The following is a 26,777-nucleotide window of genomic DNA, read 5'->3' on the forward strand; positions in this document are numbered from 1 at the left end:
TACATGGTTCGCCCCGTACCTACAGGCTGATGTGGAAGCCGCCGTTGACCCCCAGGTGCTGGCCGGTGATGTAGGAGGCCGCGTCCGACATCAGGAAGCACACCGTCTTCACCACCTCCTCGGGCGTGGACCAGCGGCCCAGCGGAATCTGCGCGAGCATGCCGTCGCGGAATTTCTCGCCGCGCACCACCTCGGTCATCGGGGTCTCGACCACGCCGAAGCAGATCGAGTTGGTGCGGATGTTGTAGCGGCCCCATTCGCGTGCCGCCGTCATCGTGACGCCCAGCATGCCGGCCTTGGCGGCCGCGTAGTTGACCTGGCCGATCGAGCCCTTGCGGCCGGCGTCGGAGGAGATGTTGACGATGGCGCCGCCGCTGCTGTCGCCCGCCTTCGCGCGCGCCACCATGTGGCGGCCCACGGCCTGCAGCCAGTAGAAGGTGCCGGTGAGGTGCACGTCGATCACCTCCTGCCATTGCTGCGGCGTCATCTTCTCGATCATGGCCGGGCGCGTGATGCCGGCGTTGTTCACCAGGCCGTGCACGCCGCCGAAGCGCTCCACGGCCTCGGCGACGGCGCGCGCGGCGAGCTCCGCGTCGGTCACGCTGCCCACCACCTGCTGCACGCGGCCGGCGGGCAGCGCCGACATCGCCGTGCCCAGCGTGTCGGGATTGAGGTCGAGCGCGACGACGTTGCCGCCGAGCTCCACGGCGAGCGTCGCGATCGCCTTGCCGATGCCCTGCCCGGCGCCGGTCACGACGATGGTGCGGCCTTCGAGATTGACGAGGTTCTGCATAGGTCTCCGTTGGATGATGGATAGAGGTTGAACTGGGGGTATATGGCGCTGCGGCTCGCTCAGGCGGACGCCATCGCGGCCTTCGCGCGCTCGGCGTCCTGCAGCTGGCGCCAGGCGATCTTTCCGGTCGGCGACTTGGGCAGCTCGCGCACGAACTCGACCAGCCGCGGGTACTTGTAGGCGGCCATCTTCTGCTTCGCCCATTCGATGACGTCGGCCTCGCGCACGTGGCCCGCATGCGCCTCGCGCAGCACCACCACCGCCTTCACGGTCTCGCCGCGGTAGGGATCGTGCGCGGCGATCACGCAGGCCTCGGCGATGGCCGGATGCTCGTGCAGCATGGCCTCGACCTCGGCCGGCCAGACCTTGTAGCCCGAGGCATTGACCATGCGCTTGAGCCGGTCGACGATGAAGAAGTAGCCGTCCTCGTCGCGCCGCCCGAGGTCGCCGCTGCGCACGAAGCGCCGCCCGTCGATCTCCAGCAGCGCCGCGCGCGTGGCCTGCTCGTTGCGCCAGTAGCCCGTGAAGACCTGGGGGCCCGACATCACGATCTCGCCCACCTCGCCGGGCGGCAGCTCGCGCAGGGTCTCGGGGTCGACGATGCGCAGGTCGGTGCCGAACAGCGGCATGCCCAGGCACTGGCGCTTGAAGGCCTGCGGCGGGTTGCCCGAGACATGCGCCGTTTCCGACAGCCCGTAGCCCTCGAGGAAATCGAGGCCGGTCAACTGCTTCAGGCGCTCGCACACGGCTTCGGGCATGCCCGCGCCGCCACCGCCGATGCGGCGCACCGAGCTCAGGTCGTATTCGGCCAGCCGCGGGCTCGCGAGGAAGTCGATCACCATGGTCGGCATCGCCGTCCAGTGGCTGACCCGGTGCCGCGCGATCAGCGCCGCGGCCTGGTCGCGGTCCCAGCGCTTCATCAGCACCAGCGTGCCGCCGCCGTAGATCGGCGCGTTCAGCAGGTTCTGCATGCCGGTGATGTGGAAGTACGGCAGCGCCACCAGCTGCACCGAGTGCGGGACCATGCCCATCCAGTGCGCGACCGCGACCGTGCTGGCGTTGAGCGTGCGGTGCGTGTGCATGCAGCCCTTGGGCACGCCGGTGGAGCCCGAGCTGTAGAGGATCAGCGCCAGCGCATCGGGCAGGTGCTCGAGCGCCGTGGCGGGCGCGGCGGCCGCCGCGAGCACGCGGCGCAGGCCGATGGTGCGCGATGCACCCGATGCGTTGTCGGGCCCCTCGGCCGCCTCCACCGGCTCCTCCGCCGGCCCCGGCTTGCCGACGATCACCACGCGGCGCAAACGGTGCGCGCCCGGCACGGCCAGCAGCTCCGCCACGTTGTCGGCGCCGCAGAAGGCCACCACCGCTTCGCTGTCCTCGAGGTAGTGCGGCAGCTCGTCGCGCTTGTTCATCGGGTTCACGGGCACCACCACCGCGTTGATCCGCAGGATCGCGAAGTAGGCTGCGATCCAGCCGCGCCCGTTGGGCAGGTACAGCAGCACGCGGTCGCCCAGCCGCACCGCCAGCTCGTTCTGCAGGAAGGCGGCGATGCGCTCCACCTGCTCCACCAGCGCCGCGTACGACAGGCTGCCGAAATCGTCGACCACCACCGCGCGCTGTGGAGAACGCATGGCCGACACCAGCAGGTTCGCGCACAGGTTGGTGGGCGGAACGTCGATGTCGCGCGGCAGGGCGCGCGGCCAGTGCTTGGAGTCGTGCGGGGTCATGGCTGTCGTCCTTGGTCTTCGCCGGGCGCGGCATCGCGCGGGACGGCGCTGCCGATTTGCCTGTTGATTTATTTTGGTTGAACCAATGATAATCAGCCTCGCGACACAGCGTCAAGGCGGGACGGCGACGATCCGGCCGGCGCGACGCACCCCGAGCCCGCAACGGGCGATCACACGGAGCCATTGGAATGAGCATCAAGCGACAGGCCTGCATCGCGGGCGCTTTCGAACACCCCACGCGCAAGGCGCCCGACAAGACGGTGCCGCAGCTGCATGCCGAATGCGCGCGCGGCGCGCTGGCCGACGCCGGCCTGTCGCTGCAGGACGTCGACGGCTATTTCTGCGCGGGCGACGCGCCGGGCATGGGCCCGCTGAGCATGGTCGACTACCTCGGCCTCAAGGTGCGCCATGTCGACAGCACCGACACCGGCGGCTCCGCCTACCTGGTGCAGGTCTCGCATGCCGCGCAGGCCATCGCCGCGGGCAAGTGCAACGTGGCGCTGATCACGCTCGCGGGACGTCCGCGCAGCGAGGCCAGCGGCGTGGGCACCGGCCCGCGCAACGTGACCGCGGCCACGCCCGACGTGGCCTGGGAAATGCCCTATGCACCGGTCACGGTCAACATGTACGCGCTGGCCGCGGCACGCCATATGCACGAGTTCGGCACCACCAGCGAGCAGCTCGCCTGGATCAAGGTCGCCGCCGCCGCGCATGCGCAGCACAACCCGAACGCGATGCTGCGCGATCCCGTCACCGTGGAGGAGGTGCTGGCCTCGCCGATGATCTCCGACCCGCTGCACAAGCTCGACTGCTGCGTCGTGAGCGACGGCGGCGGCGCGCTCTTGGTGGTGCGCCCCGAGATCGCGCGCTCGCTCGCGCGGCCCGTGGTCAGCGTGCTCGGCGCCGGCGAGACCGTGAAGGGCCAGGCCAATGGCCAGCTCGACCTCACCTACTCGGGCGCCGCCGTCTCGGGCCCGATCGCGTTCGCCGAAGCGGGCGTGACGCCGGCCGACATCCAGTACGCATCGATCTACGACAGCTTCACCATCACCGTGCTGATGCAGCTCGAGGACCTGGGCTTCTGCCGCAAGGGCGAAGGCGGCCGCTTCGTGGCCGACGGCAACCTGATCGCGGGCGTCGGCAAGCTGCCGTTCAACACCGACGGCGGCGGCCTGTGCAACAACCATCCTGCCAACCGCGGTGGCATCACCAAGGTGATCGAGGCCGTGCGCCAGTTGCGCGGCGAGGCGCATCCGAAAGTACAGGTCCCCGGCTGCGGCCTCGCGCTCGCGCAGGGCACGGGCGGCCTGCTCGGCTCGCGCCACGGCAGCGCCACCCTGATCCTCGAAAGGAATTGAAGATGAGCACCCCCTACCAGGAACGCGCGCTGCCCGCGCCGATCGTCGACGCCGCCACCGAGGCCTACTGGAACGCCGCGCGCGAAGGCGTGCTGCGCATCAAGCGCTGCACTGCCTGCGCCAAGGTCCACTGGTATCCGCGCGCGCTGTGCCCCTACTGCCTGGGCGACACCGCCTGGGAAGACGCCAGCGGCCTCGGCACGATCTACAGCGTCAGCGTGACGCGCCGCGCCGGCCCGATCCCCTATGCGATCGCCTACGTCACGCTCGACGAAGGGGTGACGATGCTCACCAACATCGTCGATGCCGATCTCGATGCGCTGCGCATCGGCGATCGGGTGAAGGTGTGCTTCAAGCAGGCGGAGGGTGGGTTCGCGGTGCCGATGTTTGCGCCGGCTTGAGCGCTGGAAAACGAAGGCAATTGGAGGCGCTTCGCCTGCTGGTCTTCCACACCCGATCTTGGGCGGGAACCACCGCCCCCCCTTCCAAGGCGATCTACGCCAGTTGCAACGGCTGACCAGGCCGAAGCGGAAAGTGCGAGCATCTGCTCTTCGGCAGACTTTCGCACTCCCTCCAGCATCCAGTCAAATCCCCATTGCGATAGTCGAACGAGCGGAGACCGTTCGTCTCCTCGAGCGTGATCGATGTACTTCGAGTCAAGGTGGAGCGGTCATCACTGCCCCATCTTTTGGCGGTAACTCCTGATCGCTGTTTCGAGGCGCGGCCCTGGTTCAGAGGGCGCGAGCAAAGCGCTCACAAAAGCAATCTGTTCCTCTCGACTCAGATGAATGATCTCGTGCTCCAACACAATCTTCGCCGCCGCTTCCTGCGGACCGCCGACGATGGATTCGTTCAATGTACGTTCCGTCGAAGCTGCGGCACGCTCAACGATTTTCTTTTTCTTCACGGAAAACTCCCACATCCGAGTGAAGGTCGAGCTGCTTGTTACCGGGTTCACCTTGCTGCAGTCGATCCATCTCCCGATGTTCTTTCTTTGTGCATGGATGTCAAGGAAACAGCCGGCCTCCTATTCTCGAATCAATCCGTCCTGATGTTGGCCTCACGAATCACCGAAGTCCACGTCGCATACTCCTCCGCGATCCGCGCCCCCAGTTGCTCGGGCGTGCTGCCAGTGGCCGCCGCGCCGGCGGTCTCGAACTTCTCCTTCACCTCGGGCAGCGCCAGCGACTTCACGATCGCGTCGTTGAGCCGGGCCACCACCTCGCGCGGCGTGCCCGCCGGGGCGAACAGGCCGAACCAGACCTCGGGGTTGAAGCCCGGCAAGGTGTTGGCGATCGGCGGCGCGCCGGGCGCAAGCGGCGAAGGCTGCAGCGAGGACACGCCGAGCAGGCGCACCCTACCCTCCTTGATGAAGGCATTCATCTGCGACGAACTCGTGCTCAGCAGCACCTTCGACTCGCCGGTCAGGATGGCCTGGGTGGTCGGGGCCTGGCCCTTGTAGGGGATGTGGGTCATCTCGACGCCGGCGCGCCGGCTGAAAAGCTCGGTGGCGAGGTGGCCGAAGGAGGCCGGCCCGGCGGTCGCGAAGTCGAGCTTGCGCGGATTGGCCTTCGCGTAGTCGATCAGCTCCTGCACCGACTTCGCGGGCACCGAGGGATTGATCGCTAGGATCATCGGCTGCAGCGACACCAGCGACACGGGCGCGAAGTCCTTCAGCGGCGCGTAGTCGGCCTCCTTCGAGACCTGCGGCGAGATCACCAGCCCATTGTTGGGGAACAGCAGCGTGTAGCCGTTGGCCGGCGCCTTGGCGACGAACTTGGTGCCCAGCACGGCCGAGGCGCCGGCCTTGTTCTCGATGATCACGGGCTGCTTGAGGAAGCGCTGCATCGGCTCCTGCAGCACGCGCGCGAGCACGTCGGTGGTGCCGCCCGGCGGATAGGGCACGACGATGGTGATCGGGCGGTTCGGGAAGTCCGACGGCGCGGACTGCGCGATGCCGGCCTGCGGCAGCGCGAGCGCGCCGGCCGCGAGCAACGCCGCCCAGAAGCCCCGGGCCGCGGCGCGCACCGGGCCTTTCGCCTTGCCGGCGACTCCCGGCAGGCGCATCCAACTGTTCATCATGTCTGTCTCCTTCGTTGTGTGTCTCAGCCGCGCACGTGCAGCGCGCGGCTCTCGCGCAGCGCCGCGATCCGCTCCTCGCCGAGCCCGAGCAGGCTGCCCAGCAGCGCGGGGCCGTCGGCACCGAGCTCGGACACGCTGCCGCGCGCATGCGCCGCGGTGCGGGCGAAGCGGAAGGCGGGGTTGGGCACCTGGAACGCGCCGGCGCCGTCGTCGATGGTCTGGAAGGCCTGGCGCTCCACCAGCGGCGGCAGCTTCATCGCCTCGCGCACGGTGAAGTAGCGCGAGCACGGCACGCCCGCAGCATTCATCTCGGCCTCGCATTGCGCCGCGCTGCGATCGGCGGCCCAGTCGTCGAGCAACTGCATCAGCGCGCCCCAGTGGTGCTCGCGCTCCTGGCTGGTCGCGAAGCGCGCGTCGGTGATCCATTCGGGATGGCCGGTGCCGCGCGCCAGTGCCTCGAAATTGTTCTGGCTCACGGGCGCGATCAGCAGGAAGCCGTCCTTCGCCTTGGTCGGGCGATAGAGCGGGCGGCGCCGCTCGGCCGGGAACTGCGCCTCCTGGCATTCGTAGACGAGCAGGCCCAGCATCGCGTCCATCAGCGCGAGGTCGATGTGGTCGCCCTCGCCGGTGCGCGCGGCGCGGAACAGCGCGCTCTGGATCGCGCCGAAGGCCAGCGAGCCGCCGAGCACGTCGGCCACGAAGATGCCGTTCTTCAGCGGCCGCTCGACGTCGCCCTCCTGGTAGTCGAGGTTGGCCATGTCGTAGCCACTGGCCGCGTGCAGCACCGGGGCGTAGGCGCTGCGGCCCGACCAGGAACCCTGCTGCCCGAAGCCCGAGATCGAGCAGTACACCAGGCGCGGGTTCAGCGCCGAGAGCGTCGCGTAGTCGAGGCCCAGGCGCTGCATCACGCCGGGGCGGTAGTTCTCCACCAGCACGTCGCACTGGCCGACGAGTTCCCGCACCAGCGCCACCGCCTCGGGCTTCTTGAGGTCGAGCGCGAGGCTCTTCTTGCCGGCGTTGAGCTGCGCGAAGTAGGTGCTGCGGCCCTGGCGCCGCGGCGGCCGCAGCCGGATGTGGTCGCCCTCGGGCGGCTCCACCTTGATGACCTCGGCGCCAAGGTCGGCCATCAGCCGCGTGCAGTAGGGGCCCGACATCATCGCGGTGAAGTCGAGCACGCGCACGCCGTCGAGCACGCCGGGCTTTGCGGTAGCGGGGGCGGTGGGGGCGGCGGGGTTGGTGGTCGGCTCAGCCAAGGTTGCTCTCCGTCACGGCGAGGCCGGCAAGGCGCGAGCCGCCGAGCGCGTCGAGGTAATCGGCATGCGCCGCGGTGCCGCGCGCATAGCGCGCGAGGTAGGCATCGAAGGCCGCGTCGTCGGCGCTCGCCTTCACGTACTCGCGCAGGTGGCGCTCGTCGGCGCGGTACAGCGTGGGCGAGGCGCTCGGATGGGCGCCGTAGGGCGCTTCCACCACCGCGTCGACCATCACGCTCGGCAGCTTGGTCAGGTGGTTCGAGCGGCGGATGGTGTCGGAGGACACGATGCGGTCCACCGAGACGATCACGTGGCGCGAGGCCTGCGCGAGCATCGCGTCGAAGAAGGGCGTCGCGAGGTACTGCACGTTGCCGTGCTCGTCGGCCTGCTGCGCATGGAGCAGACACACGTCGGGCTTGATCGCGGCCGCGGCGAGCATCTTGCGCTCGCCGGGCTTCGAGGGCAGCGGCCAGTAGTGCTCGGGCGTGTGGCGCGGCAGGTCGGTGCCCAGGTCGGGAATCGCGGTCCAGGGCATGTCGCAGATGCCGGCGCGCAAGCCTCCGGCGATGCCGGGCCCGTCGAGTTCGTAGACCTTCAGCGTGCCGGCCTCGGCGCGGCGGCGGAAGTGCGGCGCGAGGCCGAACTGCTCGAAGCTGATGAACACGCAGGCGGTGCTGCGCGCGCAGCCGGCGCCGATCAGCATGTCCGGCGCGATCGAGCCGGGCGCGGGCACCAGGTCGAGGTCGCGCGCGCCCTTGCGGATCAGCGCGCGCACCAGCGCCATCGGCTGGGCATTGAAGATCCAGCCGCCCAGGCCGACGCGCTGGCCGTCCTGGATGACCGACACGGCCTCGTCGAGGGTGGTCAGCTTGCTTTTGTTGGAACTCATGGCTCGTCTCTTCAGGGGAACTTGCGGCGCAGGGTGCCGCGCGTGTCGACGCGGGTGCGCAGCAGGCGCAGCTCCTCGGGCTCGGGCATGCGCGTGACGGGCGGCGTGCCCTCGACCACCAGCTCGAAGCCGGTGGCCTTGCGGATCTGCTCGAGCGTCACGCCCGGATGGACCGAGCGCACGCGCATGGCCTTGCTCACGGGCTCGAAGTCGAACACGCCCAGCGGCGACACCACCAGGCGCGGCCCGCCCGGCGGCAGGCCGGCCTCCTCGCGTGAATTGCCGCCTTCCATGTGGCCGGGTCCGCAGAGGAAGTCGACGCGCGGCACGAAGGCGCCGGGATCGTGGCGCGTGAGCGCCACGTAGAAGCGCTTGGCCAGCCCGCACAGCGCGCTGATGCCCACCGTGCCGGGGCCGCGCACCTTGGGCCGGGCCTGGTCGCCGACCACCACCGTGTTGATGTTGCCGAAGCGGTCGACCTGCAGCGCCGAGAGGATCGCGAAGTCGAAGAAGTGGATCTTCCAGTCGATGAAATCGATCATGTTCGGCAGGTCCATCCAGGCCTCGGAGGACTCGATGTTCTCCGAGTCGGCCGTGGACAGCAGGTGGTCGCGCACCGGGTTCACCATGCCGCCGGGCCCCGAGATCCACCACAGCCGCGGCGCCTGCATCTCGCGCGCGAGGTTGCAGGCGGCGAGCTGGATGTCGGAGTTGGTGCCGATGATGACCTTCTCGCCATCGGCGAAGTCGCGTGCCAGCAGCACGGCGAGCAGTTCGCCGGTCGACGGCTCGTCGTCGACCGGTGTTCTTTGCTTGATATTTGGTTCAACCATTCATTGATGCTAGGAATCAACCATGGCACTGTCAAGCGGGATTCACCTGCCGGGCGCGCAAGAAGAAAGGACCGTGCGCCTTGCGGCGGACGGTCCTTGGCGGATCGGGTGAAGGGCGGCGGCGCGCGCCGCGCGGGTTCAGCGCGTCGTCTTCGCGGCGCGGGTGGCTGGCTTCGCGGCCGCCTTCACGGCCGGCTTTTCAGCCGGGGCCTTGGCCGCCGCCTTGCGCGGCGCCGGCGCGGCGGCCGGAGCCTCCTGCGCGGCGTCCTCCCCCACCTTCGACAGGTAGCTGCGCTGCAGCCGCTTGAGGCTGGACTCCATCTCCGCCGCGGCCGCGTCGGCGTCCTTGGCCGCGAGGTGCTTGAGGAAGCGGCGGCGCGAGGGCAGCACGTAGGCGTTCTCCTCGTGGCCGATCTGGCCGATGAACTCGGCCAGCACGTTGAGCACGCCGTTCATCACGATCACCATGATCGGATTGCCGGTCATGCGCGCGAGGATGCGGTGGAACTCGAGGTTGGTCGCCGCGCGCGCGGGGAAGTCGTCGCGCCGCAGCGCTTCCTCGGCCGCGTCGATGTTGGCCGCTAGCGCCTCGAGGTCGGCAGGCGTGGCGCGCGCGCAGGCCTCGCGCACCAGGATCGACTCGAGCCAGATGCGCGCCTCGGTGAGCTGCGCCGGCTGGATCGCGCCCATGTGGTACATGTCCATCAGGCCGGTGGCGATCGCATCGCCGCTGCGCCCGCTGATGAAGGCGCCGCCGCTGGCGCCCTTCTGCAGCCGGATCAGGCCCGCATGCTCGAGCGAGCGCAGCGCCTCGCGCAGCGTGTTGCGCGATACGCCGAACTGCTCGGACAGCGCGCGCTCCGACGGCAGCCGCGTGCCGACCTTGAGCCGGCCCTGCGACAGCTCGCCGCGGATCTGCTGGGCGATCTCCTCGAAGGCACGCGCGGAACGGATGGGCTGGAACTTGGCGCTCCGTGCGTCGGCCGCGGGCGGCGACGGTTCTTTGGCGTCCATGGGGAATCCTCCGTTGGAAAAACTAAAAGTTGGACCTTTGAGCCAAATGATAAGGGGCGGCGTGGCGCGGGCCGCTGCGGGCCGCTGCGGGTCGAGCCCTCGCGACCACCGTGGTTGCCGGATCTCATTAATGGTTCTACCATTCAATTTTTCTGAGACTCAGGAGAGACACGCCCATGCCCCCGACCACCCTTCCCGGCGACGAAGAGCGCGCCCTGCTGCGCGACTCGGTGCGCGGCTTCCTCGAGCGTCACTGGCCGCCCGCCACCGCCGTGCAATGGTCCCGCGAACCCGCGCGCGTGCAGGCGCTGTGGCAGCAGCTCGCGGCGCAGGGCCTTGCCGCATTGGGATCGGATCCCTCCGAGGGCGGCCTGCGCGAGATCGCGCTGGTCATGGAGGAGCTGGGCCGCGCGGGCTGCACCCTGCCGCTGCACCACGGCACGCTGCTGAACCTCGCGGCGCCGCGCACGCCGCAGGGCGAGGAGCCCGCACTGCTCGCGCTGCAACGCGCCGGCGAGGCGCGCGTGGTGCTGTGCTTCGGGGCCTTCGACGGCGACCGCGGCGCGGGCCAGGCGCGCATCGACGACGACGGCAGGCTCCATGGCGAACTGGCCTTCGTCGAACATGCCGACAGCGCCACCCACCTCGCGGTGGTGGTGGATGGCCCCGCGCTCGCGCTGGTCGACCTGCGCGCGGTGGGCGTGCGCATCGAGGCCACGCCCGCGATGGGAACGCAGGGACTGTTCCGCGTCGCGCTGGACGGGATCGCGGCCACTGTCCTGCCCTTTTCCGAGGAGCAGCTCGGCGCGCTGCACGCGATGGCCCGCCTCGCGCTGTGCGCGCGCGCCACCGGCGCCGCCGAACGCGCCTTCGAGCTCGCCGTGGCCTATGCGGGCGAGCGCCGGCAGTTCGGCCGCCCGATCGGCAGCTTCCAGGCGATCCAGCACAAGCTCGCCGACGGCCACATCGCGCTGCTGGGCGCACGGCTCACGCAGGCCGGCGCCGCGCGGCAGCACGATCTCGGCGCCGACAACTGGCGCGTGTTCGCCGAAGCGGCCTGCGCGCTGGCCGCGGCGACGCTGCGGCGGGTGTCGCTGGAGACGCAGCACACCTTCGGCGCCATCGGCTACAGCGAGGAGCACGAGGCACCGCGCCACTTCAAGCAAGTGCACCTCGACGTGCTGCGCCATGGCAGTGGGCGCCGCGCGCGCGAGGCGCTGGCCGATCACTTCCTCGGCGACACGCCGCGCACGCTGCCCGAATACGACCTGGGCCCGGCCGGCAACGCCTTCCGCGAGGAGGTGCGCGCCTGGTTGCAGATGCACTGGTCGGGCGAGCGCAAGGCCGCGCACGAGGCGCTGGACTTCAAGGCGCGCGAGTACGACCGCGAGTTCGCACGCGAACTCGGGCGCACCGGCTGGATCGGCCTTTCGTGGCCGCAACGCTTCGGCGGCCAGGCGCGCGGCGCCTTCGAGCAACTGGCCTTCGTCGAGGAGATGGAACGCGCCGAGGCGCCGCGCGTGGGCGCGCCGGTGCAGGCCGCGATGCTGCAGGTGCACGGCAGCGCGGCGCAGCAGGCGCGCTACCTGCCCGAGATCCTGCGCGGCGAGGCGATCTACGGCATGGGCTACAGCGAGCCCGACGCGGGCTCCGACCTCGCCTCGATGCGCACCCGCGCGGTACGCGACGGCGACCACTACGTGATCGATGGCCAGAAGATCTGGACCACCACCTACTGGGGCGACTACATGCTGCTGGCCACGCGCACCGACCCCGAGGCGAGCCCGCCGCATGCCGGCCTGAGCCTGTTCATCGTGCCGATGGACACGCCCGGCATCACCATCCGCACCTCGACCACGATGTACGGCGGCAGCTTCGCCAATGTCTTCTACGACGGCGTGCGCGTGCCGGCCACGGCGATGGTGGGCGAGCTCCACGGCGGCTGGAAGGTGCTGGTCGGGGCGCTGGCCACCGAGCGCGGCTTCATCGGCGGCGGCATCGTGATGAAGGTGGCGCATGCCTTCGAGCAGCTGTGCGAACACCTGCGCGGCGCGACGGGCGCCGACGGCCGGCCGATGCGTCTCGATCCGCTGGTGCGCGAGCGCATCGCCGATCTGGCGGCGCAAATCGAGGCGGGGCGCCGCATGATGATGCATTGCGCCGAGCGCGTCGACGCGGGCGAGACGCCGCTGCACGACGCGGCCGCGAGCAAGGTCTATTCGGGCGAGCTGATGGAGCGCTTCGGCGAGGTGGCGCTCGACCTGCTCGGCATGGAAGGCACGCTCGGCGAGGGCAGCCCCGGCGCGGTGCTGCGCGGGCGCATCGAGCAGAACCTGCGCCATGCGCTGATGTGGGTGATCAGCATCGGCACCAACGAGATCCAGCGCAGCCTGATCGCGCAGCGCGGGCTCGGCCTGCCGCGCTGAACGCGCCCCGGGCCGGCGCGGCTCAGCGCGCCGGCTTCTTGCGCTCCATCTCGAGCAGCAGCACGTTCAGCGCGTTGAGGTGCTTGGCCAGCGCGGCGCCGGCCTTGTCCGCATCGCGGTCGCGCATCAGGCGCAGCACCTTGCGGCGCACCTGCACCACGTTGCTGTGCGGCGTCTGCAACTGCGCGATCAGCCCACGCAGGATCTCCGACAAGGCATCGATCAACATCACGATCACCTCGTTGTGGGTGGCGCGGCCGATCAGGCGGTAGAACTCCGTGATCTGGCCGCTGTCGCGCACCGGCCGGCCCTGCTTCACCAGCTCGGCGAAGCGCTCGATGTCGGCCTCGATGGCGGCGAAGTCCTCCTCGGTCGCGCGCTCGCAGGCCAGCCGGATCGCCAGCCCGCACAGCAGGATGCGGGCCTCGGTCAGGTCCGACACCGGAACCTGCTTGAGCGCCACCATGTCGCGCACCGCCTGCGTGATGCCCTCGGGATGCGACTGCTTGATGTAGAAGCCGCCGTTGATGCCGGTCACGGCCTCGACCATGCCGGCCATCTCGAGGCTGCGCAGCGCCTCGCGCACGCCGCTGCGGCTCACGCCGAACTGCTCGGACAGCTCGCGCTCGCTGGGCAGGCGGTCGCCGGCGCTCAGCACGCCCTCCACCACCTGCTGGCGGATCTGGTCGCAAATCGCCTCGAAGGCGCGGCGCATGCGCACGGGCGCGAAGACTGGTGCGGATTCCGACATGGCTCCTTTCCTCCTCTGGATCACGAACGTCGATGGCTGGATGCCGAGCCGATAGTGTGCCTGTGCCTGCCCTGGCACAGGCTCCAATTGACCATCATCCCTGGTTTCGCTATGGTTCAACCAATTACATCACAAACCATCCGACCAGGAGACAAGCCTCATGACCCACTCCCGCCGCCACGCGCTGGCCACCGGCCTCGGCCTGCTGGGCGCCACGGCGCTGCCCGCCTTTCCCCTGGCCGCGCGCGCCGCGCCGGGGTATCCCGACAACGTCATCAAGTTCATCATTCCCACGCCGGCCGGCGGCGGGCACGACACGATGATGCGGGTCATCGGCCAGAAGCTCACCGAGGCCTGGGGCCAGCCCTGCATCGTCGAGTCGAGGGCCGGCGCGAGCGGCGCGATCGCGGCCTCCGCGGTGGCGCGCGCCACGCCCGACGGCTACACGCTCGGTGTCGGCTACAGCGCGCTGATCAGCAACCTCGTGCTGCAGCCCGCTCAGCAGCCCTACAAGCTCGCCGACCTCGCGCCCATCAGCATGCTCGCGCTCACGCCGATCGCCATCGGCGTGCGCGAGTCGCTCAACGTCAGGACGCTCGACCAGCTGGTGGCGCTCGCCAAGTCCAGGCCCGGCAAGGTCTCGTACGGCTCCTACGGCCCCGGCTCGGGCGGCAACTTCGTGGGCGAGCTGCTGAACATGGCCGCGGGCATCGACACCGTGCACGTGCCCTACAAGGGCGAGGCGCCGGCGCTGCAGGACCTGATCGGCGGCCAGATCGACACCGCCGTGGTGTCGCTGGGCGGGGTCTCGCGCTACCCGGGCAAGATCCGCGCGCTGGCGGTCGCGAGCCCGACGCGCTTTCCGCTCTATCCCGACGTGCCCACCTTCGCCGAGGCCGGCTTCCCCGACGTGAACATGCCGGGCTTCGGCGCGCTGTTCGCGCCGGCCTCCACGCCCAAGGCCATCATCGACAAGCTCGATGCCGAGATGGCGCGCATCGTGAAGCTGCCCGACGTGGCGCCCAAGCTGCTCGAGCTGGGTTTCGAGCCCGCCGGCTGGGGCCCGCAGAAGCTCTCGAGCTTCCTGGCCGAGCAGCTGGCGCTGACGCAGAAGCTGGTCGCGACCGGGCGCATCAAGGTCTGAGCGGGCGCGCCGCGAGCGGGCCGGCGCACGCATCTATATGATTTGCCTCGCCCGCCGCCGATCGCCCCGCGCTTGAATCCCAGCAATCCCACCGCCCCGAACGCAGCCTCGCTCTGGAGTCCGCTCGCCCAGCCCGCCTTCCGCGGGCTGTGGGGTGCCGGCAGCCTGTTCTTCGTCGGCAATGCGATGCAGAACATGGCGGCCTCGTGGCTGATGATCGAGCTCACGGCCTCGTCCTTCCTCTCGGCGCTGGTCCAGACCGCCTCCTTCCTGCCGATGTTCCTGCTGTCGCTGCCCGCCGGCGTGCTGGCCGACACCATCGACCGCCGGCGGCTGATGCTGCGCATCCAGGGCGTCTACGGGCTCGCCGCCCTGACGCTCACGCTGCTCGCGCTGGCCGGCTGGATCGGCCCGGGCGGGCTGCTGTTCTTCACCTTCCTGCTCGGCGTGTGCACGGCGCTGCAGTCGCCCTCGTGGAATTCCGCCGTCAGCGACACGGTGGCGCGCACCGAGCTGCCGCTGGCCATCACGCTGGTGTCGATGACCTTCAACGGCGCGCGCGCCGTCGGACCCGGGCTCGCGGGCGTGCTGTTCGCGCTGACCGGGGGCGCCGCCGTGTTCGCGGTCGCGGTGCTGACCGCCTTCGGCATGAGCTGGGCCACGCGGCGCTGGCCGCCGCGGCCGCCCTCGCCCGGGCGCCTGCCGGCCGAGCGGCTGTGGGGCGGCATGCTCAGCGCGCTGCGCTATGCGCGCCATTCGCCCGCGATCTTCGCGCAGCTGGTGCGCACGGCCGGCTTCAGCGGGCTCGGCTCGGCCCTGTGGGCCCTGCTGCCGGTGATCGCGCAGCAGCGCCTCGGGCTGGGCGCGGCGGGCTACGGCCTGCTGATGGCCTGCCTCGGCACGGGCGCCGTCGCCGCCGGCTTCTTCGTCGGACGCATCCGTTCGCGCTTCTCGCTCGATGCGCTGGCCGCCGGCTGCTGCCTCGTGTTCTCGGGCGCGATGCTGGTGGGCGCGCTCTCGACCTGGCGGCCGCTCGTGTGCGCCAGCTTCGTGCTCGGCGGCGCGGCCTGGATGACGATGATGTCGACCTTCAACGCCGCGACCCAGACCAGCGCGCCGGCCTGGGTGCGCGCACGCGCCGCGTCGATGCACACGCTGTGCTCGCTCGGCGCTTTCGCGCTCGGCTCCGCGCTCTGGGGCGCGATGTCCTCGCTGATCGGGCTGAGCGCGGCGCTGTGCCTGTCGGCCGCGGGCATGCTCGCGAGCATCGCGCTGGCGCGGCCTTATCCGCTGCGTATGGGCGCGGACGACGAGGTCACGCTGGCCCCGCCGCACGAGGAGTTCTCGGTGTTGCACGAGCCCGAGTTCGAGGCCGGGCCGGTCGCCGTCGAGGTGGTCTACCGCATCCGCGATGCCGACGCGCGGCGCTTCCTCGACGCGGTGCAGCAGCTCGCGGTGCCGCGCAAGCGCGACGGCGCCACCTTCTGGCGCGTCTACCGCGACCTCGACGACCCGAGCCGCTACGTCGAGCGCTTCATCGTCACCTCGTGGGCCGACTACCTGCGCCAGCGCGCGCGGGCCACCGTCGCGCGCCACGAGCTGGAGGCGCTCGCGCGCAGCTTCCAGGTGCCGGAAGAGCCGGTGCTCACGCGCCACTACCTGGCCGAACGCAGCCCCTGAGCGCGGGCCTCGCCACCGTGCGTATCAGTCCTCGACCCAGCGCGCGGCGTCGCCGACGGTAGCGCGCGAGGTGCGGAAACCGTTGGCCGGGTGCGCCGGATCCTCGTAGCCGAAGGAGATCCCGCAGACCACCTGGCGGTCGTCCGGGATGTCGAACCAGCGGTGCAGGAACTTCGCGCGCGAGGCCAGCGCGGCCTGCGCGATGCTCGCCACGCCGCGGCTGCGCGCCGCCAGCATGAAGTTCGACACGTAGGCGCCGCAGTCCAGCGCGCCATAGGCGCCGAGCGCGGCATCGGTGTGGATCAGCGCCACGTGCGGCGCGCCGAAGAACGAGAAGTTCAACAGCCCCTGGCGCGCCGAGGCCTCGCGGTCGCCGTGGGCGATGCCCACGCTGTCGTAGAGCTGGAAGCCGCATTCGCGGCGGCGCTCGCGGTAGACGCCGCGGTATTCGGCGGGCGGCGCGATCTCGAAACCCTGGTCGACCAGCGCCTCGGGCGTGGCCATCGCCGCGCGCAGGCGCTCGGTGGCGGCCGCGCCGGTCACGACCACCTGCCAGGGCTGCGAGTTGCACCACGAGGCCGTGCGCTGGGCGGCGCGCAGGATCGCGTCGATGACGTCGCGCGGCACCGGATCGGCGAGATAGCCGCGGCAGCTGTAGCGCGCGTCGAGCACGGTGTCGAGGGCCGCGGCGAGATCCGGCGCGGGAACGGGCGGGGAAGTGGTCATGGCTCGGGCAACGGGATGAAGACGAGGGAGCCTAACCGTGCCGGCGCGCTCGCGCTGGCGACACGGCGAAAGACATGCGCGACGGCTGCCACCTCGCTCGCCTTAGCAATCTATGGTTGATCCATTCACAAGGTTATTGAGACAAACGCTTTGCATCGCGCGGGCTCGAATTTAGCATTGGTCCTACCAATCTGGTCGTCCAAGGTGGTCCACCACGCCGGATGGCCCTGCCCCACAAGGAAAACCGCAGCCATGCTCTCGCAAGAAGACAACGAAACCCTCGTGCGCGTCGGCGCCGGCACGCCCATGGGCGAGCTGATGCGCCTCTACTGGATCCCCTTCCTGCCCAGCCGCGACCTCGAGACCGACGGCCAGCCGCAGCGCGTGCGCCTGCTCGGCGAGGAGCTGATCGCGTTCCGCGACAGCGAGGGCCGCGTCGGCCTGATCGACCATGCCTGCCCGCACCGCGGCGCGCCGCTGGTGTTCGGGCGCAACGAGGACTGCGGCGTGCGCTGCATCTACCACGGCTGGAAGTTCGGCGTCGACGGCCGCGTGCAGGACACGCCGGCCGAGCCCGCGCAGAGCCGGCTCAAGGACACGGTCACCATCAAGAACTACCCCTGCCGCGAGCGCAACGGCATCGTCTGGACCTACATGGGACCCGACCGCGAGAACCCGCCGCCGCTGCCGAACCTCGAGTGGAACCTGGTGCCCGAGGAGAACGTGTACGTGAGCTTCCGCGTGCAGGAATGCAACTGGCTGCAGGCCGTGGAGGGCGAGATCGATTCGGCCCACGCGCCGATCCTGCACGGGCGCATCGACCAGCAGGGCGCGATCAGCGACTGGACCGCGAAGAAGGACCTGCGTCCCACCTTCGAATGCAAGCGCCAGGACTTCGGCATGAGCGTGGCCTCCAGGCGCGTGCTCGACGAGAACACGCACTACTGGCGCGTCAACCAGTTCCTGCTGCCCTTCTACACGCTGGTGCCGCCGCAGTCCAACTACCCCGAGCTCAGCGGCCACGCCTGGGTGCCGCTGGACGACCACCACACGCTGTGCATCATGTTCTCGTACACGCCGGCGCAGAAGTTCTACGAGAAGACGCGCAAGCTGTTCGACAACGGCCACGGCGGCCGCGAGACCGGCCACCCGAGCATCAACGCCTATGCGCCGCGGCCCGCCACCGAGCCCTTCGCGAAATACTGGACCAAGTTCAACCTGCAGAGCGCCTTCCTCTTCAACTACGACGCGCAGACCAAGACCTGGTTCTCGGGCCTGCCCGGCCTGTGGGTGCAGGACGCGGCCTGCCAGTCGGGCGTGGCGCCGATCTACGACCGCTCGAAGGAACACCTGGGCATGAGCGACACCGGCATCGCGATGACGCGGCGCCTGCTGCTCGAGACGGTGCGCAACCTCTCGGTGCGCCAGCAGCGCCCGCCGCGCATCGAGGATCCCGACCTGCCGATGGTGCGCGCGGTGTCGCTCACGCTGCCGGCCGGCGAGGCCTGGAGCGAATCGGGCCGCGAGCTGATGACCGCGCGCCTGGGCGCCGACTTCGGCTACACGCCATGAGCCTGGGCAACCCCGCGCCGCTGGACCTGTGCCTGCGCCAGATCCGGCTGGAGGCACGCGGCATCGCGTCGTACGAATTCGTGTCGGCCGACGGCCGGCCGCTGCCGCCGTTCACGGCCGGCGCGCACATCGACCTGCACCTGCCGCGCGAGATGATCCGCAGCTATTCGCTGCTCAACGCGCCCTCGGACGCCGCGCGCTACGTGGTGGCGGTGCAGCGCGACGCGCAGGGCCGCGGCGGCTCGGCCTGGATGCATGCGCAGCCACGCGTGGGCGACCGCATCCGCGCCAGCCTGCCCGGCAACGACTTCGCGCTGGCCGAGGAGGCCGCGCACTCGGTCTTCATCGCCGGCGGCATCGGCATCACGCCGATCCTGTCGATGCTGCACCGGCTCGAGGAACTGGGCCGGCGCTGGCAGTTGCACTACGCGGGCCGCTCGCCCGAGGAGACCGCCTTCGCCGACACGCTGCGCGCCATGCAGGGCGGACGCGGTCGCGGCGAGGTCGAGTTCTGCTTCGGCGACTCGCGCGCCGAGCGGCTGGACATCGCGGCCATCGTGCGCAACGCGCCGGCCGGCGCGCACCTGTACTGCTGCGGCCCGTCGCGCATGATCGACGCCTTCGTCGAGGCCTGTGCCGGCCGGCCCGCGCACACGGTGCACTTCGAGCGCTTCGCCGCCGGCAGCGCGGCCGCCACCGAGGGCGGCTACGAGGTGGTGCTCGAGCGCAGCGGCCAGCGCCTCGCGGTGGCGCCGGGCAAGACCATCCTCGACACGCTGCTCGACAACGCCATCGACGTGCCCTATGCCTGCAGCGCCGGCGTGTGCGGCACCTGCCGCACGCGCGTGATCTCGGGCGAGCCCGACCATCGCGACGACTACCTGGACGCGCAGGAAAAGCAGTCGAACGACGCGATCATGATCTGCTGCTCGGGCTCGCGCTCCAAGACGCTGGTCCTGGACCTCTGAGGCAAGGGAGCAGTCCATGACGACCCGGCTCGACACCACGGCGGAACCACAGGAGGCCGGCACCGCCAGCGCGGCGGGCGCGGGCGCGGGCAACGGCGCCATCGCCGGCATCCTCGCCTACCTGCGCGACCGGCGGCTGCAACCGGGCGACCGGCTGCCCTCCGAGCGCGACCTCGCCGAGCGCCTCGGCGTCGGCCGCAACGCGGTGCGCGAGGCGCTGGCCACGCTGGTCACGCTGCGCATCGTCGAATCGCGGCCCAACTCGGGCATCTACCTGCGGCACGTCGAGCGCGAAGGCAGCTTCGAGGCGCTGGTGATGCTCACCGACATGGGCGCCGTGCCCACGCCGGTGGAAGTGGCCGAGACGATGGAGGTGCGCGGCCACCTCGAGGTGCTGGCCGTGGGCCTGGCCTGCCAGCGCCGCACCGAGGCCGACCTCGAGCGCATGGAAGCCGTGCTGCAGCGCACCGAGCAGGTGCTGGCCGAGGGCGGCAACATCGCCGCGGCCGACACCGAGTTCCACGTCGCGCTGGTCGATGCCACCCACAACTCGGTGCTGGTGCGCGTGCTGCATGCCTTCTACCGCTTCACCGGCCGGCGCCGCGAGGCGATGTTCGCCGACACGGTGCAGGGCCGCGCCTCGCTGCTCGACCACCGCCGCCTGCTCGGCCACATCCGCGCGCGCGACGCGGCCAAGGCGCAGCTGCTGATCCTGCGCCACATGGACCGCGCGCGCAGCTACTGGTCGAGCGTGCTCGGCGCCACGGATTGACACGACACCCACGAACCCAAGGAGACCCCCGATGACGACCACTTCCCTCCACCGCCGCGCGCTGCTGGGCGCCGCCTGCGCCGCGCTCGCGCTCGGCGCCCTGCCCGCCTGGGCACAGGGCGGCTATCCGAACAAGCCGATCCGCATGATCGTGCCCTACGCGGCCGGCGGCAGCACCGACCAGCTCGCGCGCGCCATCCAGCAGTCGATGAGCGAGACGCTGGGCCAGACCGTGATCGTCGAGAACAAGCCCGGCGCGGGCGGCACCATCGGCACCGACTACGTGGCCAAGGCCGCGCCCGACGGCTACACGCTGGTGTTCGGCAACACCGGCCCGAACGCGGTGGTCTCGCTGATGCGCAAGGTGCCCTACGACGAACTCAAGGACCTGCGCCCGATCTCCACCGTGGCGATCACGCCGATGATCCTGGCCGTGCCCGCCGACAGCCCGGCGAAGACGCTGAAGGACTTCCTCGCCTATGCGAAGAAGAACGGCAACGCGCTCAACGTCGGCTCGGTCGGCAACGGCTCGCTGTCGCACCTGACGGCCGAGTACTTCAACGAGGCCGCGGGCCTGCGCCTGCAGCACATCCCCTACAACGGCGGCGCGCCGATGATGACCGCCTTCGCCGGCGGCCAGCTGCAGGCCGCCTTCGTGACCGGCCTGGACGGCGCCACGCTGGTGAGCTCGGGCCGGGTGCGCTACCTGGCCGTGGGCACGCCCAAGGCCACCGAGACCGTGCCGGGCCTGCAGGCCATCGCCGACGAGGTGCCGGGCTTCCGCAGTTCGGCCTGGTTCGGCGTGCTCGCGCCGAAGGACACGCCCGACGAGATCGTCACGAAGCTGCACGACGCGATCGTGACCGCGGTCGCGCGGCCCGAGGTGCGCAAGATGTTCTCGGCGCGCAACGTCGAGGCGCGCAGCAGCACGCCGCAGGAGCTCGAGAAGCTGATCCGCGACGAGATGGGCCAGTGGGGCCCGGTCGTGCGCAAGGCCAACATCCAGATGTGAGAACCGCCTCCATGCTTGAAAAACTGGAATCCGATTTCCCCGAGCACCAGCCGCGCCCCGCGGGCGCGCCGCAGGCGCTGGCCGGCATCAAGGTGGTGGACTTCACCCACTTCATCGCCGGCCCCTTCGCCACCATGATCCTGGCCGACATGGGCGCCGACGTGATCAAGATCGAGGCGCCCGGGCGCGGCGACGACTTCCGCCAGTACCCGCCGGTGCATCCCGAGCTCGCGCAGGGCGCGCCCTTCCTCTGGTCGAACCGCAACAAGCGCAGCGTGGCGCTGGACCTGAAGACGCCCGAGGGCCTCGAGGTGGCGCGCGCCCTGGTCGCGAGCGCCGACGTCGTGGTCGAGAACTTCTCCACCGGCGTGATGGAACGCTTCGGGCTCGACTACGAGAGCTGCCGCAAGGCCAACCCCGAGCTCGTCTACTGCTCGGTGTCGGCCTACGGTCGCGAGGGCGCCTTCGCCGACCGCCTGGGCTTCGACCCGATCGCGCAGGCCGAGAGCGGCTTCGTCTCGATGAACGGCTATGCCGACCGACAGGGCGTGCGCGCGCTGTCGCCGGTGATGGACATCAGCACCGCGATGATGGCGGCCAACGCGATCCTCGGCGCGCTGGTGGCGCGCGAGCGCACGGGCCGCGGGCAGGCGGTGGAGGTGGCGCTGTTCGACAACGCGGTGCTGATGACCGGCTATGCGACGCTGCAGCACGTGTTCAGCGGCGCCGAGCCGCAGCGCCACGGCAACACCAGCCCCGACACCTGCCCCTCGGGCGTGTTCGAGGCCCAGGACGGCTCGTTCTACATCAACTGCGGCAACAACAAGATCTTCCAGCGCCTGATGACGCAGGTGCTCGAACGGCCCGACGTGGCCGCCGACCCGGCCTATGCCAGCGGCCGCGAGCGCTCGCAGCGGCGCGAGGTGCTGTTCGCGCTGCTCGGCGAGGCCTTCGCGAAGCAGCCCTGGTCGCACTGGCAGTCGCGCATGCGCGCGGCCGGCGTGCCCTGCGGCCAGGTGCGCTCGGTCGGCGAGGCCATCCGCTCGCCCGAGGCGCGCGAGCGCCGGCTGGTGACGCGCATCCCGCATCCGCAGGTGGGTTGGGTGCCGAACATGGCGCTGCCGATCCGCTATTCGCGCACGCCGATCGCCGACCCCGTGGCCGCGCCCACCGTCGGCCAGCACACGCAGGAGGTGCTACGCGAGGCGCTGGGCTACGACGAAGAACGCTTCGCGGCGCTCGCGCGCGCCGGCGCCTTCGGCCCGCCCGCCGAGCGGCACGAACCCGCCGGCACCCCCGCATGACCACGCGCACGCTGCGCGGCCGGGTCGCCGTGGTCGGCATCGGCGAGACCGCCTACTACCGCCACGGCCAGTCGCCCGACGCGGAGTTCAAGCTCGCGCTCAAGGCCATCCTCGCCGCCTGTGCCGATGCGGGCCTGGACCCGCGCGAGATCGACGGCTTCGCCTCGTACAGCGACGACCGCAGCGAGGCCTCGCGGCTGGCGGCCGCGCTGGGCATCCATCGCCTGCGCTCGGCCACCATGCAGTGGGGCGGCGGTGGTGGCGGCTGCGCGGCGGCCGTGGCCAACGGCGCGGCCGCCATCGCGGCCGGGCTGGCCGACTGCGTGGTCGTGTTCCGCGCGCTCGCGCAGGGCCAGCACGGGCGCTTCGGCCAGGTCGGCGGCATCGACACCATCTCCGGCGAGAAGGCCTACCTCATGCCGCACGGCGTGCTCTCTCCGCCGCAACGCTTCGCGATGCGCGTGCGCCGCTTCATGCACGAGCACGGCGTGCGGCAGGAGGCGCTGCGCGCCATCGCGCTCGCCTCCTACCACCATGCGCAGGCCAATCCACGCGCCGTGATGCACGGCAAGCCGCTCGACGCCGCGAAGTACGACGCCTCGCGCTGGATCGCCGAGCCCTTCCACCTGTACGACTGCTGCATGGAGAACGACGGTGCGGCCGCGATCGTGCTGGTGGCGGCCGAGCGCGCGAAGGACTTCGCGCACAAGCCCGCCTACCTGCTCGGCGCGGCCTCGGGTTCGGGCTTTCGCGCCGGCGCCCATCCGCACAACGCGCCGCGCTACGCGAGCGCGGGCTTCGACACCGTGGCGCCCGATCTCTACGCCATGGCCGGCATCGCGCCGGCCGACGTGGGCGTGGTGCAGAGCTACGAGAACTTCACCGGCGGCGTGGCGATGGCGCTGGCCGAGCACGGCTTCTTCCAGCCCGGCGAGGCCAACGACTTCCTCACGCTCGAGAACCTCGTCGCCCCCACGGGCCGGCTGCCGCTCAACACCAGCGGCGGCAACCTCGCCGAGTGCTACATGCACGGCTTCGAGCTGGTGCTCGAGGCGGTGCGCCAGGTGCGCGGCAGCTCGACCAGCCAGGCGGCGCGCAGCGATGTGGCGCTGGTGATCGGCGGCCCGATGGTCACGCCCGCGAGCGACCTGCTGCTGGCATCGGAGAACGTGCTGTGAACGACACGAACGACGAGAAACGCTACCTGCCCGCGGGCCTGCCGATCCCCGTGTCGGAGCCCGATGGATTGTCCGAACCCTATTGGCAAGGCCTGCGCGAGGGCGTGCTGCGCGTGCAGCGCTGCGCGCACTGCGGCACCTGGCAGTTCGGCCCCGAGTGGATCTGCCACCGCTGCCATGCCTTCGATCCCGCCTGGGTCGAAGTCGCGCCGCGCGGCTGCATCTACAGCTGGGAGCGCGTGTGGCATCCGGCGCATGCGGCGCTCAAGGACCATGGCGCCTACCTCGTGGTGCTGGTCGAACTGCCCGGGGCCGGCAACGTGCGCATGGTCGGCAACCTGCTCGGCGATCCGATGCAGGCGATGGAGATCGGCGCCGAGGTCGAGGGCGTGTTCGAACACCATCCGGATGCGCAGCCGCCGTACACGCTGCTGCAGTGGCGGCGTGCCTGAGCCCGCGCGCACCGGCGATCAGGAGGCCGACACCTGCGACCTGCTCGTGATCGGCGCCGGCGCGGGCGGCATGAGCGCCGCGCTCGCGGGCGCGCTGATGGGCCTCGACGTGGTGCTGTGCGAAGCCGGTGAACAGGTCGGCGGCACCACCGCCACCTCGGCCGGCACGCTGTGGGTGCCCGGCAATGCGCAGGGCGCTGCCGCGGGCTTCGCAGACTCGGCCGCCGAGGCCGCGCGTTATCTCGACGCGATCCTCGGCGAGGACGATCCGCGCGGGCTGCGCGCCGCCTACCTCGCGAGCGCCCCCGAGGCGATCGCCTTCCTCGAGGCGCATTCGGAACTGCGCTTCGCCTCGGCCGGCCGCCATCCCGACTACCTCGCGCTACCCGGCGCAGCCGTGGCGGGACGCGCGCTCTCGCCGCTGCCCTTCGACGGCCGGCGGCTGGGCCGCGACTTCGAACGCATCCGCGCGCCGATGCCCGAGTTCATGGTGCTCGGCGGCATGATGGCCAACAAGGCCGACGTGCAGGCCCTGGCCTACCGCTGGCGCAGCGTCGCGAACTTCCGCCATGCCGCGCGGCTGGTGCTGCGCCATGCGCGCGACCGGCTCACGCATGCGCGCGGCACGCGCCTGGTGCTGGGCAATGCGCTCGTCGCGCGGCTGTACTTCAGCCTGCGCCAGGCCGGCGTGCCGGTGCGCTTCGGCATGCGGCTGCGGCAACTCGATATCTCGGCGGGCCGCGTCACGGGTGGCGTGTTCGACCACGAGGGATCGACGCGGCGCATCGCGAGCCGCCTCGGCGTGGTGCTCGCCACCGGCGGTGTCGGCCATCATGCGGCGTTGCGGGCCCAGCTCGCGCCAGTCGGCATGTCGCCGCGCACGTTGCGGCCGCAGTCCTTCGAAGGCAACCGCGGCGAGGGCCTCGATGCCGCGCTGCGGGCCGGCGCGCGGCTCGAACGCCATCGGGGCGACTTCTTCTGGCAGCCGGTTTCGCTGGCACCGCGCGCCGGTGGCGAACCCGGGCTCTTTCCGCACCTGTACCTCGACCGCGCCAAGCCCGGGCTGATCGCGGTCGATGCCGACGGGCGCCGCTTCGTCGACGAGAGCGCCTCGTACCACCACTTCGTCGAGGCCCTGCTCGCGCGCATGCGCCCCGGCGCATCGACACCGCCGGCCTGGCTGGTCTGCGACGCGGCCTTCGTGCGCGCCTACGGCCTCGGCACGGTCCCGCCCGGCACGCGCGCGAGCGCGCTGCGGCGGCACGAGGCGTCGGGCTATCTCGTGCTTGCCCCCGGCATCGACGCACTGGCCACACGGCTGGGCATCGATGCGCGCACGCTGGCAGCCACCATCGCGCGCCACAACCGCCATGCCGAAGCCGGCGAGGACCCGGACTTCGGCAAGGGCAGCACCGAGCTCGGCCGCTTCAACGGCGATGCGGCGCATGCGCCGAACCCCTGTCTCGGCCCGATCGCGCAAGCGCCGTTCTGCGCGCTGGCGGTCTGGCCCGGCGAAGCGGCATCGAGCGCGGGCCTGGCCACCGATGCCGACGGCGCCGTGCTCGACACGGACGGGCAATCCATCGCGGGCCTCTACGCCTGCGGCAACGACATGGCCTCGATCATGCGCGGCGCCTATCCGGGCCCGGGCATCACGCTCGGGCCCGCGATCGTGTTCGGCTGGCGCATCGCGCGGCATGCGGCACGACAGAACCCCCACACACCTTCCTCCCCACGATGAATCCCACCTTCACTCCCCACGAGGCCAGCGGCCCGCTCGCCGGCCTGCGCGTGGTCGAATTCGCCGGCCTCGGGCCCGCGCCCTTCGCCTGCATGCTGCTGTCGGACATGGGCGCCGACGTGATCACCATCGACCGCCCCGCGCGCCGACTTGGCGACCGCAGCGACATCACGGGCCGCGGCCGCACCGTGGTGCTGGCCGACCTCAAGGACCCCGCCTCGCGCGAGGAGGTGCTGGGCCTGCTGGCGCGCACCGACGTGCTGGTCGAGGGCTTCCGGCCCGGCGTGATGGAGCGCCTGGGCCTGGGCCCCGACGAGGCGCTGCGGCGCAATCCGCGGCTGATCTACGGCCGCATGACGGGCTGGGGCCAGCACGGCCCGCTCGCGCAGGCCGCGGGCCACGACATCAACTACATCGCGCTGACCGGCGCGCTGCATGCCATCGGCCCGGCCGGCGGCGCGCCGGTGCCGCCCCTGAACCTCGTGGGCGACTATGGCGGCGGCAGTCTCTACCTCGTCGTCGGCCTCCTGGCCGCGCTGCTCGAAAGCCGGCGCTCGGGTCAGGGCCAGGTGGTCGACGCGGCCATCGTCGACGGCGTGAACTCGCTGATGAGCCTGTTCGCCACCAGCGCGATGCGTGGCACCTTCCACGAGGAACGCGGCACCAACGCGCTCGACGGCGGCGCGCCCTACTACGGCAGCTACGCCACCGGCGACGGCCGCCATGTCTGCATCGGGCCGATCGAGCCGCAGTTCTTCGCCGAGCTGTGCGAGCGCCTGGGTGTCGACCCCGCGCTGCGCGATGCGCAGCACGACCGCGCGCGCTGGCCCGCGCTGCGCGCCGAGTTCGAGCGGCTGTTCCGCACCCGCGGCCGCGACGAATGGACCGCGCTGTTCGACGGCAGCGATGCCTGCGTCGCGCCCGTGCTCGCGCTGAGCGAGGCGCCCGCGCATCCGCACCAAAGTGCGCGCGAGGCCTTCGTCGATGTGGAAGGCGTGCGGCAGCCGGCACCGGCGCCGCGTTTCTCGCGCACGCCGTCGCGGGTCCAGGGGCCGGCGGCGCGCGAGGCGACGCCGGCTGCGCGGGTTCTCGCGCGCTGGAACTGAAC

The 26,777-nt window shown here is 71.0% G+C and carries 24 protein-coding genes; 14 read left to right on the top strand and 10 right to left on the bottom strand.

Going from position 1 to position 26,777, the window contains the following annotated elements; all coding sequences use genetic code 11:
* Window positions 1-19: 19 nt before the first annotated feature.
* Both R0232_RS36595 and R0232_RS36600 read right to left on the bottom strand, forming a co-directional pair.
* Window positions 20-793, bottom strand: coding sequence for an SDR family NAD(P)-dependent oxidoreductase (locus tag R0232_RS36595; RefSeq protein WP_296782460.1), 774 nt, complete (start codon window positions 791-793; stop codon window positions 20-22).
* A gap of 59 nt (window positions 794-852) precedes the next feature.
* Window positions 853-2,517: a long-chain-fatty-acid--CoA ligase gene (locus R0232_RS36600; RefSeq protein WP_431514130.1), complete on the bottom strand. Its 1,665-nt coding sequence runs from the start codon at window positions 2,515-2,517 to the stop codon at window positions 853-855.
* Window positions 2,518-2,705: 188 nt separating this feature from the next.
* Here R0232_RS36600 and R0232_RS36605 point away from each other — a divergent pair, with 188 nt between their 5' ends.
* On the top strand, window positions 2,706-3,875 hold the full coding sequence (locus R0232_RS36605) for a thiolase domain-containing protein (protein ID WP_431514131.1): 1,170 nt from the start codon (window positions 2,706-2,708) through the stop codon (window positions 3,873-3,875).
* A gap of 2 nt (window positions 3,876-3,877) precedes the next feature.
* Window positions 3,878-4,276, top strand: coding sequence for a Zn-ribbon domain-containing OB-fold protein (locus R0232_RS36610; RefSeq protein ID WP_431514132.1), 399 nt, complete (start codon window positions 3,878-3,880; stop codon window positions 4,274-4,276).
* Between the two features lie 272 nt (window positions 4,277-4,548).
* On the opposite strand, the gene R0232_RS36615 is transcribed toward R0232_RS36610, so the two are convergent.
* From R0232_RS36615 to R0232_RS36640, 6 genes are all read right to left on the bottom strand, one after another.
* Complete coding sequence (locus R0232_RS36615) at window positions 4,549-4,782, bottom strand: DUF1778 domain-containing protein (RefSeq protein WP_413765455.1); 234 nt, start codon at window positions 4,780-4,782, stop codon at window positions 4,549-4,551.
* A gap of 131 nt (window positions 4,783-4,913) precedes the next feature.
* Entirely contained in the window at window positions 4,914-5,957 is a 1,044-nt protein-coding gene (locus R0232_RS36620; protein WP_431514133.1) for a Bug family tripartite tricarboxylate transporter substrate binding protein, read from the bottom strand.
* A 23-nt stretch (window positions 5,958-5,980) separates the two neighbouring features.
* The gene (locus R0232_RS36625; RefSeq protein ID WP_431514134.1) at window positions 5,981-7,210 is read right to left on the bottom strand and encodes a CaiB/BaiF CoA transferase family protein; all 1,230 of its coding nucleotides are present in this window, start codon (window positions 7,208-7,210) and stop codon (window positions 5,981-5,983) included.
* On the bottom strand, window positions 7,203-8,096 hold the full coding sequence (locus R0232_RS36630; protein WP_431514135.1) for a CoA transferase subunit A: 894 nt from the start codon (window positions 8,094-8,096) through the stop codon (window positions 7,203-7,205). The genes R0232_RS36625 and R0232_RS36630 overlap by 8 nt, the downstream gene beginning before the upstream one ends.
* A gap of 11 nt (window positions 8,097-8,107) precedes the next feature.
* Window positions 8,108-8,929, bottom strand: a complete 822-nt coding sequence (locus R0232_RS36635; RefSeq protein WP_431514136.1) for a CoA-transferase subunit beta — start codon at window positions 8,927-8,929, stop codon at window positions 8,108-8,110.
* Between the two features lie 138 nt (window positions 8,930-9,067).
* Window positions 9,068-9,943 (bottom strand): FadR/GntR family transcriptional regulator, encoded by an 876-nt coding sequence (locus tag R0232_RS36640; protein WP_431514137.1) that lies wholly within the window; start codon window positions 9,941-9,943, stop codon window positions 9,068-9,070.
* A gap of 176 nt (window positions 9,944-10,119) precedes the next feature.
* On the opposite strand from R0232_RS36640, the gene R0232_RS36645 reads away from it, so the two are divergent.
* Complete coding sequence (locus tag R0232_RS36645) at window positions 10,120-12,369, top strand: acyl-CoA dehydrogenase (protein WP_431514138.1); 2,250 nt, start codon at window positions 10,120-10,122, stop codon at window positions 12,367-12,369.
* Between the two features lie 22 nt (window positions 12,370-12,391).
* Here the strand turns inward: R0232_RS36645 and R0232_RS36650 are convergent, their stop codons facing one another.
* Complete coding sequence (locus R0232_RS36650; protein WP_093349380.1) at window positions 12,392-13,120, bottom strand: FadR/GntR family transcriptional regulator; 729 nt, start codon at window positions 13,118-13,120, stop codon at window positions 12,392-12,394.
* A 160-nt stretch (window positions 13,121-13,280) separates the two neighbouring features.
* On the opposite strand from R0232_RS36650, the gene R0232_RS36655 reads away from it, so the two are divergent.
* Together R0232_RS36655 and R0232_RS36660 are read left to right on the top strand one after the other, a co-directional pair.
* Window positions 13,281-14,264: a Bug family tripartite tricarboxylate transporter substrate binding protein gene (locus R0232_RS36655; RefSeq protein ID WP_431514139.1), complete on the top strand. Its 984-nt coding sequence runs from the start codon at window positions 13,281-13,283 to the stop codon at window positions 14,262-14,264.
* A gap of 72 nt (window positions 14,265-14,336) precedes the next feature.
* The gene (locus tag R0232_RS36660) at window positions 14,337-15,944 is read left to right on the top strand and encodes an MFS transporter (RefSeq protein ID WP_431514140.1); all 1,608 of its coding nucleotides are present in this window, start codon (window positions 14,337-14,339) and stop codon (window positions 15,942-15,944) included.
* 24 nt (window positions 15,945-15,968) lie between these two features.
* Here R0232_RS36660 and R0232_RS36665 read toward each other — a convergent pair whose 3' ends face one another.
* On the bottom strand, window positions 15,969-16,670 hold the full coding sequence (locus R0232_RS36665) for a nitroreductase (RefSeq protein ID WP_208513123.1): 702 nt from the start codon (window positions 16,668-16,670) through the stop codon (window positions 15,969-15,971).
* 252 nt (window positions 16,671-16,922) lie between these two features.
* Here R0232_RS36665 and R0232_RS36670 point away from each other — a divergent pair, with 252 nt between their 5' ends.
* The 9 genes from R0232_RS36670 to R0232_RS36710 are packed head-to-tail and all read left to right on the top strand — an operon-like array spanning window position 16,923 to window position 26,775.
* Window positions 16,923-18,242, top strand: a complete 1,320-nt coding sequence (locus tag R0232_RS36670) for a Rieske 2Fe-2S domain-containing protein (protein WP_203207167.1) — start codon at window positions 16,923-16,925, stop codon at window positions 18,240-18,242.
* Entirely contained in the window at window positions 18,239-19,210 is a 972-nt protein-coding gene (locus R0232_RS36675) for a PDR/VanB family oxidoreductase (protein WP_431514141.1), read from the top strand. The genes R0232_RS36670 and R0232_RS36675 overlap by 4 nt, the downstream gene beginning before the upstream one ends.
* Window positions 19,211-19,226: 16 nt before the next feature.
* Window positions 19,227-19,982: a FadR/GntR family transcriptional regulator gene (locus tag R0232_RS36680; protein WP_431514142.1), complete on the top strand. Its 756-nt coding sequence runs from the start codon at window positions 19,227-19,229 to the stop codon at window positions 19,980-19,982.
* A gap of 31 nt (window positions 19,983-20,013) precedes the next feature.
* Window positions 20,014-20,994 (top strand): Bug family tripartite tricarboxylate transporter substrate binding protein, encoded by a 981-nt coding sequence (locus R0232_RS36685; protein WP_093349360.1) that lies wholly within the window; start codon window positions 20,014-20,016, stop codon window positions 20,992-20,994.
* A gap of 11 nt (window positions 20,995-21,005) precedes the next feature.
* A complete protein-coding gene (locus R0232_RS36690; protein ID WP_431514143.1) occupies window positions 21,006-22,298 on the top strand; it encodes a CaiB/BaiF CoA transferase family protein in 1,293 nt (430 codons plus the stop codon).
* Window positions 22,295-23,476: a thiolase C-terminal domain-containing protein gene (locus R0232_RS36695; protein WP_431514144.1), complete on the top strand. Its 1,182-nt coding sequence runs from the start codon at window positions 22,295-22,297 to the stop codon at window positions 23,474-23,476. Before R0232_RS36690 ends, R0232_RS36695 begins: the two co-directional genes overlap by 4 nt.
* Complete coding sequence (locus R0232_RS36700; protein ID WP_431514145.1) at window positions 23,473-23,928, top strand: Zn-ribbon domain-containing OB-fold protein; 456 nt, start codon at window positions 23,473-23,475, stop codon at window positions 23,926-23,928. The genes R0232_RS36695 and R0232_RS36700 overlap by 4 nt, the downstream gene beginning before the upstream one ends.
* Window positions 23,921-25,669, top strand: a complete 1,749-nt coding sequence (locus R0232_RS36705; RefSeq protein WP_431514146.1) for an FAD-dependent oxidoreductase — start codon at window positions 23,921-23,923, stop codon at window positions 25,667-25,669. The genes R0232_RS36700 and R0232_RS36705 overlap by 8 nt, the downstream gene beginning before the upstream one ends.
* A complete protein-coding gene (locus R0232_RS36710; RefSeq protein WP_431514147.1) occupies window positions 25,666-26,775 on the top strand; it encodes a CaiB/BaiF CoA transferase family protein in 1,110 nt (369 codons plus the stop codon). The genes R0232_RS36705 and R0232_RS36710 overlap by 4 nt, the downstream gene beginning before the upstream one ends.
* Window positions 26,776-26,777: the final 2 nt, after the last annotated feature.

It is taken from the genome of Variovorax sp. DAIF25, from assembly GCF_050711835.1.
GTDB lineage: Bacteria > Pseudomonadota > Gammaproteobacteria > Burkholderiales > Burkholderiaceae_C > Variovorax.

Bases quoted from the DNA above. Each gene is read 5' to 3' on its own strand.
- R0232_RS36595 (WP_296782460.1), bottom strand. From the start codon at position 793: ATGCAGAACCTCGTCAATCTCGAAGGCCGCACCATCGTCGTGACCGGC.
- R0232_RS36600 (WP_431514130.1), bottom strand. From the start codon at position 2,517: ATGACCCCGCACGACTCCAAGCACTGGCCGCGCGCCCTGCCGCGCGAC.
- R0232_RS36605 (WP_431514131.1), top strand. From the start codon at position 2,706: ATGAGCATCAAGCGACAGGCCTGCATCGCGGGCGCTTTCGAACACCCC.
- R0232_RS36610 (WP_431514132.1), top strand. From the start codon at position 3,878: ATGAGCACCCCCTACCAGGAACGCGCGCTGCCCGCGCCGATCGTCGAC.
- R0232_RS36620 (WP_431514133.1), bottom strand. From the start codon at position 5,957: ATGATGAACAGTTGGATGCGCCTGCCGGGAGTCGCCGGCAAGGCGAAA.
- R0232_RS36630 (WP_431514135.1), bottom strand. From the start codon at position 8,096: ATGAGTTCCAACAAAAGCAAGCTGACCACCCTCGACGAGGCCGTGTCG.
- R0232_RS36635 (WP_431514136.1), bottom strand. From the start codon at position 8,929: ATGGTTGAACCAAATATCAAGCAAAGAACACCGGTCGACGACGAGCCG.
- R0232_RS36640 (WP_431514137.1), bottom strand. From the start codon at position 9,943: ATGGACGCCAAAGAACCGTCGCCGCCCGCGGCCGACGCACGGAGCGCC.
- R0232_RS36645 (WP_431514138.1), top strand. From the start codon at position 10,120: ATGCCCCCGACCACCCTTCCCGGCGACGAAGAGCGCGCCCTGCTGCGC.
- R0232_RS36650 (WP_093349380.1), bottom strand. From the start codon at position 13,120: ATGTCGGAATCCGCACCAGTCTTCGCGCCCGTGCGCATGCGCCGCGCC.
- R0232_RS36655 (WP_431514139.1), top strand. From the start codon at position 13,281: ATGACCCACTCCCGCCGCCACGCGCTGGCCACCGGCCTCGGCCTGCTG.
- R0232_RS36665 (WP_208513123.1), bottom strand. From the start codon at position 16,670: ATGACCACTTCCCCGCCCGTTCCCGCGCCGGATCTCGCCGCGGCCCTC.
- R0232_RS36670 (WP_203207167.1), top strand. From the start codon at position 16,923: ATGCTCTCGCAAGAAGACAACGAAACCCTCGTGCGCGTCGGCGCCGGC.
- R0232_RS36675 (WP_431514141.1), top strand. From the start codon at position 18,239: ATGAGCCTGGGCAACCCCGCGCCGCTGGACCTGTGCCTGCGCCAGATC.
- R0232_RS36680 (WP_431514142.1), top strand. From the start codon at position 19,227: ATGACGACCCGGCTCGACACCACGGCGGAACCACAGGAGGCCGGCACC.
- R0232_RS36685 (WP_093349360.1), top strand. From the start codon at position 20,014: ATGACGACCACTTCCCTCCACCGCCGCGCGCTGCTGGGCGCCGCCTGC.
- R0232_RS36690 (WP_431514143.1), top strand. From the start codon at position 21,006: ATGCTTGAAAAACTGGAATCCGATTTCCCCGAGCACCAGCCGCGCCCC.
- R0232_RS36695 (WP_431514144.1), top strand. From the start codon at position 22,295: ATGACCACGCGCACGCTGCGCGGCCGGGTCGCCGTGGTCGGCATCGGC.
- R0232_RS36710 (WP_431514147.1), top strand. From the start codon at position 25,666: ATGAATCCCACCTTCACTCCCCACGAGGCCAGCGGCCCGCTCGCCGGC.